This window comes from Streptosporangiales bacterium, assembly GCA_009379955.1.
GTDB lineage: Bacteria > Actinomycetota > Actinomycetes > Streptosporangiales > WHST01 > WHST01.
Genome location: WHST01000124.1, coordinates 1 through 18,542, shown reverse-complemented (window position 1 = coordinate 18,542; position 18,542 = coordinate 1). Strand labels below are relative to the sequence as shown.

The 18,542-nt window shown below is 70.4% G+C and carries 18 protein-coding genes and 1 pseudogene; 9 read left to right on the top strand and 10 right to left on the bottom strand.

What is annotated here, in order from left to right:
- Positions 1–133 precede the first annotated feature (133 nt).
- The 10 genes and pseudogenes from GEV10_26700 to GEV10_26655 all read right to left on the bottom strand — a co-directional run bounded on the left by GEV10_26700 (position 134) and on the right by GEV10_26655 (position 8,791).
- A complete protein-coding gene (locus GEV10_26700; protein MQA82019.1) occupies positions 134–418 on the bottom strand; it encodes a hypothetical protein in 285 nt (94 codons plus the stop codon).
- 17 nt (positions 419–435) lie between these two features.
- Positions 436–1,101: a hypothetical protein gene (locus GEV10_26695; protein ID MQA82018.1), complete on the bottom strand. Its 666-nt coding sequence runs from the start codon at positions 1,099–1,101 to the stop codon at positions 436–438.
- Positions 1,102–1,105: 4 nt separating this feature from the next.
- Positions 1,106–2,539 (bottom strand): amino acid permease, encoded by a 1,434-nt coding sequence (locus GEV10_26690; GenBank protein ID MQA82017.1) that lies wholly within the window; start codon positions 2,537–2,539, stop codon positions 1,106–1,108.
- Between the two features lie 163 nt (positions 2,540–2,702).
- Complete coding sequence (locus tag GEV10_26685; GenBank protein ID MQA82016.1) at positions 2,703–3,116, bottom strand: hypothetical protein; 414 nt, start codon at positions 3,114–3,116, stop codon at positions 2,703–2,705.
- The gene (locus GEV10_26680) at positions 3,113–3,442 is read right to left on the bottom strand and encodes a hypothetical protein (protein ID MQA82015.1); all 330 of its coding nucleotides are present in this window, start codon (positions 3,440–3,442) and stop codon (positions 3,113–3,115) included. Before GEV10_26680 ends, GEV10_26685 begins: the two co-directional genes overlap by 4 nt.
- Before the next feature lie 33 nt (positions 3,443–3,475).
- Positions 3,476–4,834, bottom strand: coding sequence for a type III glutamate--ammonia ligase (glnT, locus tag GEV10_26675; protein MQA82014.1), 1,359 nt, complete (start codon positions 4,832–4,834; stop codon positions 3,476–3,478).
- Positions 4,835–4,891: 57 nt separating this feature from the next.
- A pseudogene (locus GEV10_26670) lies at positions 4,892–6,174 on the bottom strand (FMN-binding glutamate synthase family protein).
- Positions 6,175–6,251: 77 nt separating this feature from the next.
- Positions 6,252–6,947, bottom strand: coding sequence for a glutamate synthase (locus tag GEV10_26665; GenBank protein ID MQA82013.1), 696 nt, complete (start codon positions 6,945–6,947; stop codon positions 6,252–6,254).
- Entirely contained in the window at positions 6,944–7,843 is a 900-nt protein-coding gene (locus tag GEV10_26660; protein MQA82012.1) for a glutamine amidotransferase, read from the bottom strand. The genes GEV10_26665 and GEV10_26660 overlap by 4 nt, the downstream gene beginning before the upstream one ends.
- A gap of 216 nt (positions 7,844–8,059) precedes the next feature.
- Positions 8,060–8,791 carry an FCD domain-containing protein gene (locus tag GEV10_26655; GenBank protein ID MQA82011.1) on the bottom strand — a complete coding sequence of 244 codons (732 nt, stop codon included), beginning with the start codon at positions 8,789–8,791 and terminating at the stop codon, positions 8,060–8,062.
- Positions 8,792–8,853: 62 nt separating this feature from the next.
- Here GEV10_26655 and GEV10_26650 point away from each other — a divergent pair, with 62 nt between their 5' ends.
- The 9 genes from GEV10_26650 (at position 8,854) to GEV10_26610 (ending at position 18,374) form a co-directional block, all read left to right on the top strand.
- On the top strand, positions 8,854–9,465 hold the full coding sequence (locus GEV10_26650; protein MQA82010.1) for a helix-turn-helix domain-containing protein: 612 nt from the start codon (positions 8,854–8,856) through the stop codon (positions 9,463–9,465).
- A gap of 73 nt (positions 9,466–9,538) precedes the next feature.
- Positions 9,539–10,786 carry an FAD-dependent oxidoreductase gene (locus GEV10_26645; GenBank protein ID MQA82009.1) on the top strand — a complete coding sequence of 416 codons (1,248 nt, stop codon included), beginning with the start codon at positions 9,539–9,541 and terminating at the stop codon, positions 10,784–10,786.
- On the top strand, positions 10,786–11,037 hold the full coding sequence (locus tag GEV10_26640) for a sarcosine oxidase subunit delta (GenBank protein ID MQA82008.1): 252 nt from the start codon (positions 10,786–10,788) through the stop codon (positions 11,035–11,037). The genes GEV10_26645 and GEV10_26640 overlap by 1 nt, the downstream gene beginning before the upstream one ends.
- The gene (locus tag GEV10_26635) at positions 11,034–13,886 is read left to right on the top strand and encodes an FAD-dependent oxidoreductase (protein ID MQA82007.1); all 2,853 of its coding nucleotides are present in this window, start codon (positions 11,034–11,036) and stop codon (positions 13,884–13,886) included. The genes GEV10_26640 and GEV10_26635 overlap by 4 nt, the downstream gene beginning before the upstream one ends.
- Complete coding sequence (locus GEV10_26630; GenBank protein ID MQA82006.1) at positions 13,879–14,505, top strand: hypothetical protein; 627 nt, start codon at positions 13,879–13,881, stop codon at positions 14,503–14,505. Before GEV10_26635 ends, GEV10_26630 begins: the two co-directional genes overlap by 8 nt.
- Positions 14,506–14,612: 107 nt before the next feature.
- Positions 14,613–16,310, top strand: coding sequence for a formate--tetrahydrofolate ligase (locus GEV10_26625; GenBank protein MQA82005.1), 1,698 nt, complete (start codon positions 14,613–14,615; stop codon positions 16,308–16,310).
- Positions 16,311–16,356: 46 nt separating this feature from the next.
- On the top strand, positions 16,357–16,932 hold the full coding sequence (locus GEV10_26620) for a formiminotransferase-cyclodeaminase (protein ID MQA82004.1): 576 nt from the start codon (positions 16,357–16,359) through the stop codon (positions 16,930–16,932).
- Entirely contained in the window at positions 16,929–17,858 is a 930-nt protein-coding gene (locus GEV10_26615) for a bifunctional 5,10-methylene-tetrahydrofolate dehydrogenase/5,10-methylene-tetrahydrofolate cyclohydrolase (protein ID MQA82003.1), read from the top strand. The genes GEV10_26620 and GEV10_26615 overlap by 4 nt, the downstream gene beginning before the upstream one ends.
- 54 nt (positions 17,859–17,912) lie before the next feature.
- Positions 17,913–18,374, top strand: coding sequence for an OsmC family peroxiredoxin (locus GEV10_26610; protein MQA82002.1), 462 nt, complete (start codon positions 17,913–17,915; stop codon positions 18,372–18,374).
- Positions 18,375–18,542: the final 168 nt, after the last annotated feature.

Sequence of the window (18,542 nt, the reverse complement as noted above, 5' to 3'; positions counted from 1 at the left end):
GCCCGCCGAGCATCTCCGCAGCGAACGCCACCAGCCGCGGCCTGACCTGGTCCATCTCCTCCGGGGTCACGGATCAGAACACGACCACATCACGAGCCGGATCAGCGGTAGCGACACACGTAACAAAGTACTACTAGGCCGACGGGGTTGCCGCGGCGCGGGCCTTGGCGCGGTCGAGGGCGGCGAGGCGGTAGGCGTCCATGACGCTGATCGCGTACACCAGGATGCCGCCGGCGTACCGGCCGAGGAACGAGCGGTCGGGGTCGGCGAGGTGCACGGTGATGATGCCGAGCAGCAGCGTGTAGAAGACGAACATCAACCCGCGGAACGGGCGGCCGATCGCGACGTGACCCATGCCCGGGAGCACCGCGGCGAGGGCGAGCACGGCGAACGGCGTCCGCTGGAAGAACTCGCGCAGGCGGGCGACGAGCGGCCTCACGAGGCCACCCCGGCCCGCTCGGTCACCGTCGCCACCATCGCGTCGCAGACGCGGGCGAGGTCGTCCGCGTCGACGACCGGCGCGCCGAGGTCGATCCGCCTGCCGACCCGGTACGCCCCCTGCCGTGCCTCGCCGACCTGGCGGACGACGCGCACGCCGCGCGCCGAGAGCAGCACTTCCTTGGTCGCCTGCTCGCCGAGCAGCATCCCGACCGGGCCGAGCGGCACCGGCGGCGCGCCGGCCACCGGTGTCGCGACCCGTGCGTGCGCCGGGCAACCGTCGGGCGGCGGCAGCTCGTGGGCGTACCCGCGGTTCGGCGAGAAGAACTCGTTGCCCGTGGGCCGCAGGAGCACCGACACCGGCGCCTCCGTCCCGAGGTCGGCGTAGCACGTCACACACAGCCACAGGGACGGCAGCTTGCGGTACGTCAGCGAGTCGACGACGGGTTCGAGCCGCCACCGGTGACCCGCACGCTCGCCGGTCAGCACCGGGAAGTCGACGTCGTCCTGCGCCTCCTCGACGCCGTCGAACATCTTCCACACATCGCGGAACAGCGCGCCGCGCTCGCCGCGCACCCGCGCGCGCTTGCGCCGGTACGCGACCGCACCGGCGGCCGCGACGAAGACGACGACCGCGAGGAAGAGCGCGAGACGGGCGTCCATCGGCTCAGTACCCGCGCGGCCGGGGCAGCGGAGCGGTGAACTGCGCGTTCCTGTCGACGTGCTTGTACCTGCGCAGCACGAACCACACGCTCGCCAGCAGGTAGAACACCAGCACCGAGAGCAGCGCGACGCCGTACCCGAGGAAGGTGGCGAAGAAGACCAGCCCCACCAGGAGGATGAGCGTCACCGCCGGCACCGGGTGGAACGGCAGCACGTACGCACGCTGGATCGTGCCGAGCGGCCAGAGCCGGCGGAACCTGATGAAGTTCGGCCCCATGAACGCGTACATCAGCAGGCCCGACAGGATCGAGAACGTGATCACCGTCGAGAGCAGCGTGTCGCGGTTCAGCAGGATCGGCAGGATCGCGAACGCGATGGCAATCGGCGACAGGAACACGATCGACCGGAACGGCGTGCGGTAGCGCGGGTGGACCGCGCCGAACCACTCCGGCAGGTACCTGTCGCGGCCCATCGAGAACCACGCGCGTGACGCGTCGTTGATGCAGCCGTTGGCAGACGCGAGCGTCGCGAAGAGCGTGCCGAACATGAGCAGCATCATCAGGACGCCGTTACCGGTCACCCGCGCGGCGTCGAACAATGGGGTGATAGCCGTGCCGAGGTACTGCCACGGCAGCAGTCCGGCACAGACGTACCAGGTGAGCGTCGCGGCGATGATCAGCGTCATGATGCCGGCCATGCTGCCGAGCGGGATCGCGCGCGACGCCGACCGGCACTCCTCCGCCGCCTGCGCCGTGCCCTCGATGCCGAGGTAGTACCACATCCCGAACTGGCACGCGGCGACCACGCCGATCCAGCCGTACGGCAGGCCGTTCGCCAGGTCACCGGTCAGCCCGGCCAGCGACATCGTGCCGCCGGGATCCCAGCCGGCGATGCCGATGAACAGCGCGACGACGGTGAGGAACGCGAACCCGGTGATGAGGAAGTTGACCGAGAGGGTGACGAAGACGCCGCGGTAGTTCAGCCAGGTCAGTCCGAGGATCGCGAGGACGGCGAACGGGTAGGCCGACAGCTCGGTGTCGCTGCCGAGCACCGTGGACATCGTCGTGAGCAGGTAGCCGAGGACGTTGGCGTTCGCCGCCTCCAGCATCGTGTACGCGAGCGTGAGGTAGAGGCCCACGTTGAACGCCATCAGCGGGCCGATGGTGTGCTTCGCCTGCGCGTACTGCCCGCCCGCGGCGGGGATGGCCGAGGTGACCTCGGAGTTGATCATCACCAGCGAGGTGTAGAGCAGGCCGACGACCCAGGCGGCCACGAGACCGCCGTACATGCCGCCCTTCTCGACCGAGAAGTTCCAGCCCATGAACTCGCCGACGAGCACGATGCCGACCCCGAGCCCCCAGATGTGGATCGGCGAGAGAACCTTGCGCAGGGTCAGGTGGTCCTGCGTCTGTGTCGTGACGGGAACGGCTTCGCTCACCGTGCCACCCCCTCGCTCGGAGGCGCCTCGCCGAGGTCCTCGATGGTGCTGGTGAGGAACTCCTCGTCGTACTTGCGGCCGGTACGAATGACGTCCACGACGAGCCAGGCGGCGATGACCGCGCTCAGTGCCCAGGCGCCAAGCTCGAGCAGCAGGTTGACGCTCACGACTGCACGTCCTTCCGGCCGAACTTCTCTTCGATCACGTCGCGATACTCCTTGAACGACATGCGGTAGACGAACCCGAGATATCCGACGAGAAGCAGCGCGGTGCCGAGCAGCACCCATGGATTGATCGGGTACTTGTCCGACGCGGGCGCGTTGTCGGCGACCTGCTGGCCGGCGGTCTCCTCGTCGACCATGCCCTCGTCGACCATGCTCTGGTACTGCTCGCGCTCGGCCGGCGAGATCGGCAGTTGCTCGATGCTCTTGCCGTTGGTCACGCCCGCGCCGCCGTCGTCCGCGGTGCTCTCGACGATCCACGTGGTGACGAACATGGTGACGAACAGCAGCACGAGGATCACGAGCGCGTCGGCGAACTGACTGCGTCCTGACTGACGGACTCGAGGAGCGGTCATGCGCCCACCTGCTTTCTCGCGGCACGGGCGAGGTCGAGGTTGCGCAGGTCCTCACCGTAGATGGCGTCGCGCTCGTGCCGGTACCGCCTGACGAGCGCGATGATGGACGCAGTGTTGAACGCGCCGAGCGTGATCATGGAGACACCGAGCACGACACGGAGCGCCACGGTCGGCGCGACCGTGACGACGTTGACGTACACGAACACCAGCACCAGCCACATGGCGCAGGTGAAGATGACCGCACACGCGAGGTCGCGTCGCAGCATCGACTCGACGCGTGGATCCGCCTCCGTGCGCTCCCGAGCCTCCGGGTCCGAGACAGACATCGTCGTCTCTCCTTCCTGCCCCCGCGAGTGAGCTCAGAACAACGTGAGGTACTTCTTGACCTCCCAGGCGCTGACGTCGGCGTGGTACTCCAGGAACTCCCGCCGCTTCACGTCGGCGTAGTAGTCGACGTAGTCGCCGGAACGCACCTCGCCGAACGCCGCGCGCAGCACCTTGTCGCCGGTGAACTCGGTCACCGCGTCGGCGAGCGTGCCCGGCAGCCGCTCGATGCCGCGGTCCGCGACCTCGTCCGGCCGAAGCGCGAACAGGTCGTCCCGCACCGGCTCGCCGGGGTCGAGGTTCTTGTCGACGCCGTCGAGCCCGGCCGCGAGCAGACCGGTGAACGCGAGGTACGGGTTCGCCGAACCGTCGACGCCGCGGTGCTCCACCCGGCCGCCCTCGGGCACCCGCAGCATCACGGTGCGGTTGTTGCCGCCGTAGGTGTTGTACGCGGGCGCCCACGTCGATCCCGAGTCGGGCGCGCCCACGCCGATGCGCTTGTAGGAGTTGACCGTCGGGCAGATCACCCCGGCCATCGCCCGGCCGTGCTCGATGAGCCCGCCCATGAACTGGTACGCGAGCGGGCTGAGGCCGAGCCCGCGCGGGTCCTCGTCGGTCTCGAAGAGCGGCTTGTCCGAGGTGTCCCAGATGCTCAGGTGCGTGTGCAGGCCGTTGCCCGTGTAGTTCGAGAACGGCTTCGGCATGAACGTCGCCGCCATGCCCGCCTCGTGCGCCAGCACGTGCACCATGTAGCGCAGGAAGATCGCCCGGTCGGCCGTCGTCAGCGCGTCGGCGTACGCGAAGTTCTGCTCGAACTGACCCGCGGCGTCCTCGTGGTCGTTGGCGTAGTTCGCCCAGCCCATCTCGTTCATGTACTTCGAGACCGTGGACAGGTGGCCCCACATCCGGGACAGACCCTTGGCCTCGTAGCAGGGCTTCTCCGACGTGTCGAGCTCGTCAGCGATCTCGATGCCGCCGTTCGCCGTTCGCCGGACGAGGATGTACTCCGCCTCGACGCCGGTCTTCAGCACCCAGCCCCGCTCCTCGCGCAGCCGGTCGAGCTGGCGTCGCAGGATCACCCGCGGCGCGTACGGCCACGGCTCGCCATCGACGTAGGGATCGCAGTGGAGGACGGCGATCTCGGGCTTCCACGGCAGGCGAGTGTACGAGGACGGGTCGGGCATCGCGGCGAGGTCGGGGTCGTTCGGCGCCTGGCCGATGTCGCCGACCGCGAACCCGGCGAACCCGGCGCCGTCGTTCAGCAGCATGTCGACCGCGCTCGCCGGCACCGCCTTCGCGCAGGGCTTGCCGTGCATGTCGACGAACATCGCGAGGAAGAACTCGATGCCGTCCTCCTCCGCGCGCCTGAGCATCTGCTCAGTGCTGTCACCCATGTGCTCGCCTCGCTCCGCTTCGTCCGTCCTTACCTGCCCGTCGGCGGTCCCCCACGCCTACCAGCCACCCTTGGGGTGACCGGGAATCCAGTTGGTGCCGGCCAGCGGCACCTGCGCCATCGCGGCGGCCTCGACCGTCAGCGCCACGAGGTCCTCCGGCTCGAGGTTGTGCACGCTCGACTTGCCGCACGCGCGGGCGAGCGTGGTGACCTCCATCGTCAACGCCTTCAGGTAGTTCGTCACGCGCCTGGCACCGTCCTCGGGGTCGAGCCGCGACGCGAGCTCGGGGTCCTGCGTCGTGATGCCGACCGGGCACCGGCCCGTGTGCATGCGGTCGCAGTGTCCCGGCGTGGCGCCGATGGCGGCGTAGTCGGCGGTGGCGTCGTGCTCCACGCCGTCCTTGACGTACGTGCGGCTGTTGCAGCCGAGCGCGACGAGGGGCGCGACGCCGACCGACACGGCGGTCGCCCCGAGCGCGAGCGCCTTCGCGACGTCGGCGCCGGTGCGGATGCCGCCGGACACGATCAGCTGGACCTCTTCCTCCATGCCGATCTCGCGGAGCGCCTCCGCTGCCAGCCGTACCGCCGGCAGCGTCGGGATGCCCGCGTGCTCGATGAACGCCTCCTGCGTCGCGCCCGTGCCGCCCTGCATGCCGTCGACGACCACGACGTCGGCGCCTGCCGCGACCGCGAGCTTCACGTCGTTGGCGACGCGCGTCGCGCCGATCTTGACGTAGACCGGCTTCTCCCAGGACGTCGCCTCGCGCAGCTCCTCGAGCTTGATGCGCAGGTCGTCCGGCCGGTCCAGTCGGGGTGCCGGCTCGCCGACCGCTGGTCGATGCCCGCGGGCAGCGTGCGCATATGGGCGACGCGTTCGCTCACCTTCTGCCCGAGCAGCATGCCGCCACCGCCGGGCTTCGCCCCCTGGCCGATGACGACCTCGATCGCGTCGGCGGCACGCAGGTCGGTCGGGTTGAAGCCGTACCGCGACGGCAGGCACTGGTACACGAGCGTGCGGGACGCCTCGCGTTCCTCGGCCGTCATGCCGCCGTCGCCCGTGGTGGTCGACGTGCCGACCTCCGTCGCCGCCCGACCGAGCGCCTCCTTGGCGTTGGCCGAGAGCGCACCGAAGCTCATGCCGGCGATCGTGATGGGGATCGCGAGCTCGAGCGGCCTGCTCGCGTGACGGCTGCCGAGCACCGTCGCGGTGTCGCAGCGCTCGCGGTAACCCTCGAGCGGATAGCGCGAGGCCGACGCGGTGAGGAAGACGAGGTCGTCGAAGCTCGGCATCGCGCGCTTGGCGCCCCAGCCGCGGATCTCGTACCGGCCGTCCCTCGCCATCAGCTGGATATCGCGCAGGACGTCCGGCGGGAAGGTGTGGCTCGTCCGGACGTCCGTGTGCGCGCCGTCATCGATGCTCAATACTTCTGCCCCTTCAGCGCGTCGAAGTTGTACAGCTCCTTCGCCGAGGCGACCCGGGTGACGTTCTGCGGGTCGATGTGGTCGAACCCCGCGGCCTTGACGAGCTCCTCGACCCGCGCAACGTCGTCCGCGGTGAGGTCCTCGACCCGCGCATCGGAGCCGAGCGAGGCGATCCTGCCGCCGACGTAGACGACGGTCTCGTACAACGAGTCGCCGAGCGCATGTCCCGCGTCGCCGCCGAGCAGGATCGTGCCCGCCTGCGCCATGAACCCGCTCATGTGCCCGACGTCGCCGCCGACGACGAGCGTGCCGCCCTTCAGCGAGATGCCCGCACGCGACGAGGCGTCGCCCTCGATGACGATGAGCCCGCCGTGGCTCGACGCGCCCGCGCACTCCGAGGCGTTGCCGCGCACGCGCACCTTGCCGCTCATCAGGTTCTCCGCCACCGACCAGCCGACGAAGCCGTCGACCGTGACGTCGGGACCGTCGCTCAACCCGCCGATGAAGTAGCCGGAGTCACCCTCGATCCACACGTCGATCCTGTTGGTGAGCCCGACCGCGAGGTTGTGCCTGCCCCACGGCTCGACGACGCGCGCGACCGTGCCGTCCGGCAGCTCTGCCAGCGCGCGGTTGATCTCCCTGACGGTCAGCTCCCGGCAGTCGAGGATCGTCTCCTGCGCTACCTGTGTCATGGGCGCCGCCATACGTGGATCTCCTCCGGCATCGGCTCGAAGACCGTGGCGTCGGTGATGCCCGGCAGCGAGGCGAGCGCGTGGAACTCCGAGCCGAACGCGACGTAGTCGTCGGTCTCGGCGAGCACGGCGGGCTTGCAGGCGAACGAGTCGCGCACCACGGCGAACTCGTCCGCCGTCGCCACCAGCAGCGTGTAGAAGCCGTCGAGCTCCTTGAGCACCATGCGCAACGCGTCCTCGAGCCTGGAGCCGTCGCTCATCCGCCAGGCGATGTAGCGGGCGCAGACCTCGGAGTCGTTGTCGGTGACGAACGTGACGCCGTGGCGTTCGAGCCTGCGCCGCACCGTCGCGTAGTTGGAGAAGGTGCCGTTGTGCACGAGGGCGAGGTCGGAGGCCGGTGCGAACGGGTGGGAGTGGTCGGTGGTCACCGCGGACTCGGTCGCCATCCGGGTGTGCCCGAGTCCCTGGTACGCCCGGCGCCCGTCGATCTCGTACCGGTCGCAGATCGACCGCGGCGAGCCGACGTCCTTGAACATCTCGACGGCGGTGCCGAACCCCACGACGACGGCGTCGGGCTCGGCGGCGAGGATCGCCTCGCTGACCGCCTCCGGAGCGCCGGCGGCGACGAGCCGCACACCGTCGGGACGCAGCCGGTCGATGGCCACCACGGAGCCCAGGGCCTTGGACGCCCGCTCGGCGACGTCGGCCGCCTCCGCATGGTCGGGCAATCGGACGGAGTAGCGCTGCCGTCCGTCGGTGAGCGGGTCGTCGTACAGGACGATGCCGGCGGAGTCGGGCCCGCGGGTGGTCATGCAGTCGAGCATCGTCGCGAGGTGCGCGCCGAGGGGTTGGTTCCCGTCCGGGTCCTTGAGATGGAGGCCGACGATCCCGCACATGAGCGCTCCCCTCGGTGTGCTGCGAGTCCGGTGAACGGTCTATGGTCCACACAACAGACCAATGCAGGCATGCAACACCCGCGGGCGCCGCGTCGTCAAGGCTCGACCGTGGGGTGACGCACCCGTGCCCCTCGCGATTAGGGGGTTCCCGCCGCCTGCAGCAGAAGGAAACCCCCGATTCACGGCGTGATCACCGAAATGACGCACTCAACATGATCATTTGGAAGAGGGGGGCGGCTTGCGGGTTCGGCGCTTGGTGTCCTGGAGGACGATCACGCGGAGTTGCTCCCTCGTCCGCTCGATGTGGGCGGCCATCAGTCGGGACGCCGCCTCGCCGTCCTTCGCGCGCACCGCGTCGTAGATCTCCCGGTGGTCGCGGACCGACTCCTCGACCGGCTCGACGTACTCGAGCAGGTCGTGCGGGCTGAAGAGCGCGCCGCGGGCCTGGTCGATCCCGGCCTGCAGCCGCGTGTTGCGCGACGCCCGGGCGACGCCGGTGTGGAACTGCGAGTCGGACAGCCGGAAGACGGCGCGGCTGTCGGACCCGTCCATCGACTCGATCGAGCCGCGCAGCTGCGCGAGGTCGGTGCGGTCGCGGCGCTGTGCCGCCAGCCGCGCGGCGTGCTGCTCCAGCGCGATCCTGAAGTCGATGATCTCGTCGATCTCGCCGCGCTGGTTGCGTACGTGGTCGCGCCACTCGCTGAACGGGCGCGAGAGCTCGGTGACGAACGTGCCTCCGTGCGAGCCCCGCCTGACCATGACGTAGCCCCTGGCCTCGAGCGACTTGATCGCGGCACGCAGGCTCGCGCGAGCGACGCCGAGCTCCTCGGCGAGCTCGCGCTCCGGCGGAAGGCGGTCTCCCGGACCGAGCTCACCACGGTGGATCATGCCCCTGATGTGCTCGGCGACGCCTTCGGTCAGCCGCATCGACGTGAGTTGCCGCGCCATGGACGCACACCCTAACCGGAGGTCGGTAGGCTCCTCCCACTGTGCCAACCAAGGAAAGCTCTGTGACAGCTGAGGAGAGCTCCGGCCCCGCGACTCCGATCGAGGACGCGCTGGAGAAGGTGATCGCCGGCCGGGTGCGTGAGTTCCGCTCCGCCCTCGGGTGGAGCGTCGCGAATCTCGCCGAACGCAGCGGGCTCTCGAAGAGCATGCTGTCCAAGATCGAGAACGCCAAGGCGTCCGCCAGCCTCAGCACCCTCGCCCGGCTCAGCTCGGCACTCGGGGTGCCCGTCACCGCGTTCTTCCGCGGGCTCGACGAGGAGCACGACGTCATCCACATCAAGTCCGGCCGCGGGCTCGACATCGAGCACCGCGGGTCGCGGCACGGCTCGCGCTACCAGCTGCTCGGCCGCATGCGGCATCCGTACGACACCCTCGAGCCGCTGCTGGTCACCATCACCAGGCGGTCGAAGGTGTTCCCGCTCTTCCAGCACGGCGGCACCGAGTTGCTCCACGTGATGACCGGCAGCATGGCGTACGCGGTCGGGGACGACACGTACTTCCTCGACCCCGGTGACTCGCTGCAGTTCGCGGGCGACGTGCCGCACGGGCCGGTCGATCTCCGCGACCTGCCGATCAGGTTCCTGAGCATCAAGGCCATCCCCACGTCCGGTTGACCGCCAGAAACCTGTTGCAGTGAGTTCACCACCAGTAGACAAGGTTTCCTCTCAGGCCTACTCTCGTCGAAGCATGAACCGGTACTCAGCCTGGCGGCTCCTCAGCAACGGCCTCACCCACCGCGAGTGGCCGGCCGCGTGGCGACCCCACGAACCGCGGGCGAGCTACGACGTCGTCGTCATCGGCGGCGGCGTGCACGGGCTGGCCACCGCGTACTACCTCGCGACCAACCACGGCATCCGCAACGTCGCGGTCCTCGACAAGAGCTACATCGGCAGCGGCGGCTCGGGGCGCAACACCGCGATCGTCCGCTCCAACTACCTCACCCCCGAGGGCGTCGCGTTCTACGACCGTTCGGTCAAGCTCTACGAACGCCTGTCGGCCACGCTCAACTTCAACGTGATGTTCTCCCAGCGCGGGCACATGACGCTGGCGCACAACGACTCGTCGCTGCGCACGATGCGATGGCGCGCCGAGGTCAATAAGCTGCAGAAGATCGACTCCGAGGTCATCTACCCCGACGAGATCAAGCGGCGCGTGCCCCACCTCGACGTGTCGCCCCACGCGCGGTACCCGATCCTCGGCGCCCTCTACCACCCGCCGGGCGGCATCATCAGGCACGACGCCGTGGTCTGGGGCTACGCGCGCGGCGCCGACGCCGCCGGCGTCCACATCCACCAGAACACCGAGGTGCGCGACATCGAGGTGTCGGGCGGCAAGGTGACCGGCGTCCTCACCGACAAGGGCAGGATCGCTACCGGCACGGTCGTCAACTGCACGGCCGGCTGGGCGACGACCGTCGCCGACATGGCCGGCGTGCCCCTGCCGATCCAGACGTTCCCGCTCCAGGCGGCGGTCACCGAGCCGGTGCGCCCGTTCCTCGAGACGGTGATCGTGTCCGGGTCGCTGCACGTCTACGTGAGCCAGACCGACCGCGGCGAGCTCGTGTTCGGCGCGAGCGTCGACCCCTTCGCCTCGTACTCCACCCGTGGGTCGCTGGAGTTCATCGAGGGACTCGCGGGTCACGTGCTCGAGCTGATGCCCGCGCTGTCCAAGATGCGACTGCTCAGGCAGTGGGCGGGCCTGTGCGACATGACACCCGACTTCAGCCCGATCATGGGCTTCACCCCGGTCGACGGGTTCCTCGTCGACGTCGGGTGGGGCACGTACGGCTTCAAGGCCGGGCCGGTCAGCGGGGAGGCGATGGCCGAGTGCATCGCCACGTCCCGCACGCCGACGATCATCGACGCGTTCGGGATCGACCGCTTCGACTCGGGCGACCTGGTCGGCGAGAAGGGTGCGGCGGCGGTGGGTCACTGATGATGCTCGTCCCCTGCCCCTGGTGCGGCCCGCGCAACGTGGCAGAGTTCCGTTACGTCGGCGAGAGCAGTGCGCGTCCCGACCCGGCGACGACGTCGGCGAGCGACTGGCGCACCTACCTCTACACCAGGCGCAACCCCTGCGACTGGATCAAGGAGACCTGGTACCACCGCATGGGATGCCGCCAGTACTTCGGCCTCGAACGCCACACCATGACGAACCGCACCCGTCCCGCGGAGAGCTCCCGATGATCCCGATGCGCCTGGACCGCCAACCCGGCGAGGTCATCGACCGGAGCAGTCCGCTCACGTTCGACTGGGACGGACGCACCGTCCCCGCGTACGCGGGCGACACGATCGCGTCGGCGCTCGCGGCCCAGGGCGTCCGCGTGCTGTCGCGCAGCTTCAAGTACCACCGACCCAGGGGCCTGCTCACCGCGAACTTCCTCGACCCCGGCTGCGTGGTGCAGGTCGGCGACGAGCCCAACGTCCGTGGCGGGCACCGCCTGGTGACCCAGGGCATGCAGGTGAGCTCGCAGAACACCTGGCCCTCGCTGCGCTTCGACGTCAAGGCGGTCAACCAGCTCGCCGGCAGGTTCCTCACCGCGGGCTTCTACTACAAGACGTTCATCAAGCCGCAGCGGCTGTGGCCCACGTACGAACGGATCCTGCAGCGGTTCGTGCACGCCGGACGCATCGGCGACGACACTGCGCACGAGGGCTACGACAAGCGGTACGCACACCCCGACGTCCTGGTCGCGGGCGGCGGCCCCGCCGGCATGGCCGCGGCGATCTCCGCCGCGAACGACGGCGCACGCGTCCTGCTCGTCGAGGAGGAGCACCAGCTCGGCGGCCACCTGCGGTGGGGCACCAGGGCCGACCTCGAGCTGCTCGCCGAGCTCCGCGATCGGGTCGAGCAGCTGGACGCGATCGAGGTGCTGACCGACGCCTTCGTCCTCGGCAGGTACGACGACAACTGGACAGCCGTGGTCCAGCGCACCCTGCCCGGCGCCACCGAGCGCCTGGTCAAGGCGCGGGCGAAGTCGCTGGTGGTCGCGCCCGGCCTCGTCGAGCGCCCGTACGTCTTCCAGGGCAACGACCTGCCGGGCGTGATGCTCTCCACGGCCGTACGCCGGCTCGTCAACCTCTACGCCGTCAAGCCGGGCGACCGAGCGGTCGTCCTCACCGCCAACGCCGACGGCGACGCGGCCGTCGACGACCTGCGCCGCGTGGGCGTCGACGTCGTGCACGTCGAGGACGCGCGTCGCGGCGGCGACGTGCTGCGGGTCACCGGACGCGGCGGCGTGCGGACCGTCGACCTCGCCCAGGGCGGCCGGGTCAGCTGCGACCTGCTCGTCACCGCGACCGGCTGGACCGCACCCACGTCGCTGCTCAACATGGCCGGCGACCAGCCGAGGTACGACCCGCGCGCGGCGCGGTTCGTCCCGAACGTCGACGCCCTGCCGGACGACGTCTTCGCCACCGGTGGCGTCTGCGGTGACGGCACGACGGACCAGCTGATCGACCACGCCTCGGCCGTCGGCAGCGCCGCCGCGCGGCAGGCCCGTTCGTTCGCGCTCGCGTTCGCCTCGGTACCTACCCGCCCCGACGACGCACGCACGCCGCCCCAGCCCGGCAAGCCGGTCGAGATCCCCGCGCTCGAACCGGCGTCGCACCGCGAGATGTTCCTCGGCCAGACGCACGGCGTCGTCGACTTCTCCGAGGACGTCACGACCAAGGACATCCTGCAGGCCGTCCACGAGGGCTACGACTCCGTCGAGCTGGCGAAGCGGTACACGACCGCGACCATGGGACCGATGCAGGGCAAGCTCGAGCTGATGAACACCATCGCCGCGCACGCCCGCGCGACGGGGCGTTCGATCGCCGAGACCGGCACCACCACGTGGCGGCCGCCGTACGCACCCGTGAGCCTCGGCGCGCTCGCCGGGCGCAGCTTCGAGCCGGTGCGCTATTCGGCGATGCAGGAGTGGCACGAGACCCAGGGCGGCGTGCCGATAGTCGCGGGCGCCTGGATCAGGCCCGAGCACTACGGCGACCCGCAGGCCGAGGCACGCAACGTACGCCGCGCGGTCGGCGTCATCGACGTCACGCCGATCGGCAAGCTCGACCTGCGCGGGCCCGACGTGCCGAAGCTGCTCGAGCTCCTCTACGTCAACAAGTGGAGCAAGCTCGGCGTCGGCCGGGTGCGCTACGGCGTCATGTGCGCCGACGACGGCATCGTCCTCGACGACGGCGTCACCGGCCGGCTCGGCCCCGAGCACTACCTGATGAGCACCACCTCGTCGGGAGCGGCCACGGTCTGGGAGTGGGTCGAGAACTGGCTGCAGACCGAGCACCCCGACTGGCAGGTGCACGTCACGCCGGTGACCACCGCGTACGCGAGCATGAACGTCGCCGGCCCGAGGAGTCGTGAGCTGCTGTCCCGGCTCGTCGACGACGTCGACCTCTCCACCGAGGCGTTCGGCTACATGCACGTGCGCACCGGCACCATCGCCGGCGTGCCCGACTGCGTGCTGTGGCGCATCGGGTTCACCGGCGAGCTGAGCTACGAGCTGCACGTGCCCGCGTCGTACGGGCTGCACGTCTGGGAGCAGCTGTTCGCCCACGGCGGCGACCTCGGCATCACGCCCTTCGGCCTCGAGGCCCAGCGGATCCTGCGCCTGGAGAAGGGACACTTCATCGTCGGGCAGGACACCGACGGGTTGACGAAGGCCTACTCCGCAGGGCTCGACTGGGCGGTGAAGCTCGACAAGCCCGACTTCGCGGGAATGCCCGAGCTGCACTGGCAGGCCGATGACGGCGGCTACCCGAAGCTCGTGGCCGTGCAGCCGGTCAACCCGAGCATCGTCCCCGAGGAGGCGAGCCAGATCGTCGACGGCGACACGATCGTCGGACGCATCACGTCGAGCCGGATGTCGCCGACGCTGCGCCGCGCGATCTGCCTCGCGCAGGTCGACGCGAGCCTCGCCGAGCCGGGCACCACCCTCACCGTCGTGCTGCCGAGCGGCCACCGCATCGCCGCGCGGGTGCACGAGCACCACGCGCACGTCGATCCCGAGGGGGCGAGACAACGTGTCTGACACGTCGTCCTACAGCGGTCCCGCGCCCGTCGCGCGGAGCCCGATCACCCCGGGTCCGACGCGTGTCGGCGACGGCGCGCTGTCGCTCAACGACGAGTCGTCGGTGGGCAAGCTGCTCGTCCACGCCCCGGTGGATGGCCCGATGGCCGGCGCGCTCGGCACCAGGTTCGGCCGCACCGCACGGGAGGCGGGCGACGACACCCTCGTCGTCGGCTCGGGACCGGGCGAGTGGCTCGTCGTGGCGTCCGTCCAGGACCTGCCGAAGCTGACCACCTGGCTCGAGCAGCAGGGTGAGGGCGACCCAGGGCTCGTCTCCGTCGTCGACGTCACCCACGGCCGGGCGATGATGCGCCTGACCGGCCAGGCGGCGGCCGACGTCCTCGCCAAGCTCACCGCCGTCGACCTCAGCGACTCCGTCGTGCCCGACGGCGGCGCGTTCCGCAGCTCGGTGGCCCGGGTCGCCACCGACGTGATCAGGGACGACTCCGGCGGCATCGCCACCAGCGACCGCCCGTCTTACCTCCTGCACTGCGAGCGCTCCTCCGGCCAGTACCTCTGGGACGCGGTCGTCGACGCCGGCGGGGAGTTCGGCCTCACCACCCGTGGCGCCACATCATGAAACTCTGGCCCAGATGATGGACGAGCGTTCGCCCGTTTGCTCAGATGCGAGGAGAGGCACGTCGCTGCCTCGACGCCGCAGGTCACACCCTCACTAGGAGCCCACCCATGGCTTTCCCCAGCGACCTCGAGATCGCCCGCTCCGCCTCGTTGAAACCCATCGAGGACGTCGCGAACGCGATGGGTCTCGCCAGCCACCTGCTGCAGCCGTACGGCAACGACGTGCTCAAGGTGAAGCTCGACGCACTCGCGTATCTCGCCGACCGCCCGCGCGGCAAGTACGTCGTCGTCAGCGCGATCACCCCGACCCCGCTCGGCGAGGGCAAGACCACCACGACCGTCGGGCTCGGGCAGGCGTTCTCGCACATCGGCAAGAAGGCGTCGATCGCCATCCGGCAGCCGTCGATGGGGCCGACGTTCGGCATCAAGGGCGGCGCGGCCGGCGGCGGCTACAGCCAGGTCGTGCCGATGGAGCTGCTCAACCTGCACCTCACCGGCGACTCGCACGCGGTGACCGCGGCGCACAACCTGCTGTCGGCGATGATCGACAACCACCTGTACCAGGGCAACGCGCTCGACCTCGATCCGCACCAGATCACCTGGCGGCGGGTCCTCGACGTCAACGACCGCGCGCTGCGCAACATCATCGTCGGTCTCGGCAGCCGGATGGACGGCGTGCCGCGGCAGACCGGCTTCGACATCACGGCCGCGTCGGAGGTCATGGCCGCCCTCGGCCTCACGACGTCGCTCGCCGACCTGCGGGAGCGGCTGGGCAACATCGTCATCGGCTACACGAGGGCGGGCGAGCCGGTGACGGCCGAGCAGCTGCACGGCGCCGGCTCGATGACCGTCATCATGCGCGAGGCGATCAAGCCGAACCTCCTGCAGACACTGGAGAACACCCCGGTCCTGGTCCACGCCGGCCCGTTCGGCAACATCGCGACCGGTAACTCGTCGGTGGTCGCCGACCTGATCGGCCTGCGCTGCAGCGACTTCCACGTCACGGAGGCGGGCTTCGGCGCGGACATGGGCGCGGAGCGGTTCTTCAACATCAAGTGCCGGGTCTCCGGCGAACGCCCCGACGCCGCCGTCGTCGTCGCGACGGTCCGTGCGCTCAAGGCGCACTCGGGCAAGTACCGCGTCGTCGCCGGCAGGGACCTGCCGCCCGCGATGCTGGAGGAGAACCCCGGCGACGTCGAGATCGGCGCCGCCAACCTGCGCAAGCAGATCGAGAACATCCGCCTGCACGGCGTCCCCGCCGTCGTGGCGATCAACGCGTTCCCCACCGACCACCCGTCCGAGCACCAGGCGATCAAGCGGATCGCCGAGGAGATGGGGGCGCGGGCGGCCGTGTGCACCCACTTCGCCGACGGCGGCCGCGGTGCCACCGAGCTGGCCGAGGCGGTGAGCGAGGCCACGGAGGAGCCGTCGGACTTCCGGTTCCTCTACCCCGACTCGGCCGGGCTGCGGGAGAAGATCGAGACGGTCGCGACCAAGGTGTACGGCGCCGACGGCGTCGACTACACCGCTGTCGCGAGCCGGCAGCTCGACACCTACGAGCGTGCGGGCTTCGGCGCGCTGCCGGTGTGCATCGCCAAGACCCACCTGTCGATCTCGTCCGACCCGACGCTCAAGGGCGCGCCGACCGGCTGGCGGCTGCCCGTCCGCGAGGTACGCGCATCGGTCGGAGCCGGCTTCGTCTACCCGATCTGCGGCGAGATGCGGACGATGCCGGGCCTCGGCACCACGCCGGCGGCCGCCACCATCGACCTCGACGAGCACGACGAGATCGTCGGTCTCTCCTGAGGGCCCGCGTATCCGTCCCTCCGCGACGTCGGAGACAGTGGTCGCCATGAACAGCGATCTCTCCGACGTCACGGTCGCGGGCTTCCTCGACAGCATCGCCGAACGCACACCCGCGCCAGGAGGCGGCGGGGCGTGCGCGGTGGCCATCGGCATGGCCGCCGCACTGGTGGCGATGGCCGCGAGGTTCTCGACGAAGCAGCTGCCGGACGCCGACGACATCGCCCGGCGGGCCGACGCGCTCCGCGCGGAGGCGCTGCCCCTGGTGGCGGCCGACGCCGCCGCGTACTCCGCGCTGCTCACCGCGTTCCGCGACACGAGCGAGGCACGCGACGAGCTCGTGACGGAGGCGTCGGGGGCCGCCTGCGAGGTGCCGCTGCGGATGACCGACCTCGCGGCACGTACCGCGGGGCTGGCGGCCACGGTCGGCACGTCCGGCAACCCGAACCTGCGCGGGGACGCGTGCACGGCGGCTCTGCTGTGCCGGTCCGCGGCATCGGCGGCGGCTACCCTCGTAGGGATCAACGTCGCGGCCGGCGGTCTCGACGATCGCCTGGTGGAGAACGCTCGTGCCGACGCCGCCGCGGCGAGCAAGGCCGCGGCGACCCTGGAGGACGCCTCATGAATGCGGTCAGCATCGACGGCAACGCCTACGCCGCCGCCCTCGAGACCGAGGTGGCGGCCGACGTCGCCGCGCTGGCGAAGAAGGGCATCAAGCCCGGCCTGGCGACGGTGATCGCGGGCGACGACTACGCCGCGCGCACGTACCAGCGCCGGCTCGCCCAGCTGGCCGAGAAGGTGGGCTGCCACTACGTCTGCGAGGCCCTGCCCGCCGACGTCCTCGAGGCCGATGCGATCGCCGCGGTCGGCAAGCTCGACGCCGACCCGCGCGTCTCGGGCATCCTCGTGCTGCGGCCGCTGCCGCCGCAGGTCTCCGAGGTCTCGGTCTACCGCGCGCTCGACCCGAACAAGGACATCGAGTCCGTCCATCCCGTCAACACCGGCCTGCTCGCCCTGGGCCGACCCCGGTTCGTGCCGTCCACGCCCGCCTCGGTCTTCCACATCGTCGACCGCTTCTACCGCGACAGCGACCGCGACCCGAAGACGGTCCTCGCGAACGGCCTGATGGTGTTCGTCGGCCGGTCGGACAACGTCGGCAAGCCGATGGTCTTCATGGCGCTCGCCCGCGACGCGACCGTCATCTCGTGCGACGTGAACACGTACAAGGCGGGCAAGCTGTACGACCTCACCGCGCAGGCGGACATCCTCGTGTCCGCGGCCGGTGTCCCCGGCCTCATCTCGGGCGAGAACGTCAAACCGGGCGTGCTCGCGATCGACGTCGGCATCAACCCGATCAACGATCCGCGCACCGGCCGCACGAGGCTCGTCGGCGACCTCGACTTCGACTCCGTCGCCGAGCGGGCGGAGGCGGTGACGCCGGTTCCCGGCGGCGTCGGGCCCATCACCGACGTCTGGCTGCTCCGCGCGACGGTCCGCGCCGCACAGATGGCCGCGGCGGCCGAGGCCGCCCGAGGCGGCATGGGCTACTGAGACGTGACCTGGGCGAGCCCGGCGTCGCCGAACGCCGGATGGACTGAGGGGCACATGCTCACGCACGAGTACGACGTCACGGTGACCTGGACGGGCAACCGCGGCACGGGCACCAGCGGCTACCGCGCCTACGGCCGCGACCACGAGGTCGTGGTGGCGGGACTCCCCCTGCTGCGCGGCTCGTCCGACCCGGCGTTCCGCGGGGACGCGGACCGGTGGAACCCCGAGCAGCTGCTGGTCGCCGCGCTGTCGCAGTGCCACCTGCTGTCGTATCTGCACGTCGCCGCCGACGCCGGTGTGGTCGTCACCGCGTACGAGGACGACGCACACGGCGTCATGACGCAGACGAGCGACGGCGGCGGCCACTTCACCGAGGTGGTCCTCCGGCCGCGCGTGACCGTCGCAGACGAGTCGATGGTCGACCGCGCCACCGCCCTGCACGACCGCGCCCACGAGCTGTGCTTCATCGCGAGCTCGATGAACTTCCCGGTACGCCACGACCCGGCGACGACCTAGCGCCTCCGTGCTTCACCTCACGGGCGTGGACTTCACCTCGTCCCGGCACGAGGTGAAGTCCCTGTTGATCACGTCAACCACTGGGGGACCCTGGCGGGCCATCCCCTACGGGTGAAAAGTAGGGGGTGGCCCGCGGTGTCCCTGGCGACGGCGTGATCACAACGGTGC

Excerpts from the sequence above, each read along its gene's own strand:
- GEV10_26680 (MQA82015.1), bottom strand. The coding sequence starts at position 3,442 with ATGTCTGTCTCGGACCCGGAGGCTCGGGAGCGCACGGAGGCGGATCCA.
- GEV10_26645 (MQA82009.1), top strand. The coding sequence starts at position 9,539 with ATGAACCGGTACTCAGCCTGGCGGCTCCTCAGCAACGGCCTCACCCAC.
- glnT (MQA82014.1), bottom strand. The coding sequence starts at position 4,834 with ATGGGTGACAGCACTGAGCAGATGCTCAGGCGCGCGGAGGAGGACGGC.
- GEV10_26665 (MQA82013.1), bottom strand. The coding sequence starts at position 6,947 with ATGACACAGGTAGCGCAGGAGACGATCCTCGACTGCCGGGAGCTGACC.
- GEV10_26625 (MQA82005.1), top strand. The coding sequence starts at position 14,613 with ATGGCTTTCCCCAGCGACCTCGAGATCGCCCGCTCCGCCTCGTTGAAA.
- GEV10_26610 (MQA82002.1), top strand. The coding sequence starts at position 17,913 with ATGCTCACGCACGAGTACGACGTCACGGTGACCTGGACGGGCAACCGC.
- GEV10_26620 (MQA82004.1), top strand. The coding sequence starts at position 16,357 with ATGAACAGCGATCTCTCCGACGTCACGGTCGCGGGCTTCCTCGACAGC.
- GEV10_26615 (MQA82003.1), top strand. The coding sequence starts at position 16,929 with ATGAATGCGGTCAGCATCGACGGCAACGCCTACGCCGCCGCCCTCGAG.
- GEV10_26685 (MQA82016.1), bottom strand. The coding sequence starts at position 3,116 with ATGACCGCTCCTCGAGTCCGTCAGTCAGGACGCAGTCAGTTCGCCGAC.
- GEV10_26640 (MQA82008.1), top strand. The coding sequence starts at position 10,786 with ATGATGCTCGTCCCCTGCCCCTGGTGCGGCCCGCGCAACGTGGCAGAG.
- GEV10_26655 (MQA82011.1), bottom strand. The coding sequence starts at position 8,791 with ATGGCGCGGCAACTCACGTCGATGCGGCTGACCGAAGGCGTCGCCGAG.
- GEV10_26695 (MQA82018.1), bottom strand. The coding sequence starts at position 1,101 with ATGGACGCCCGTCTCGCGCTCTTCCTCGCGGTCGTCGTCTTCGTCGCG.
- GEV10_26660 (MQA82012.1), bottom strand. The coding sequence starts at position 7,843 with ATGTGCGGGATCGTCGGCCTCCATCTCAAGGACCCGGACGGGAACCAA.
- GEV10_26635 (MQA82007.1), top strand. The coding sequence starts at position 11,034 with ATGATCCCGATGCGCCTGGACCGCCAACCCGGCGAGGTCATCGACCGG.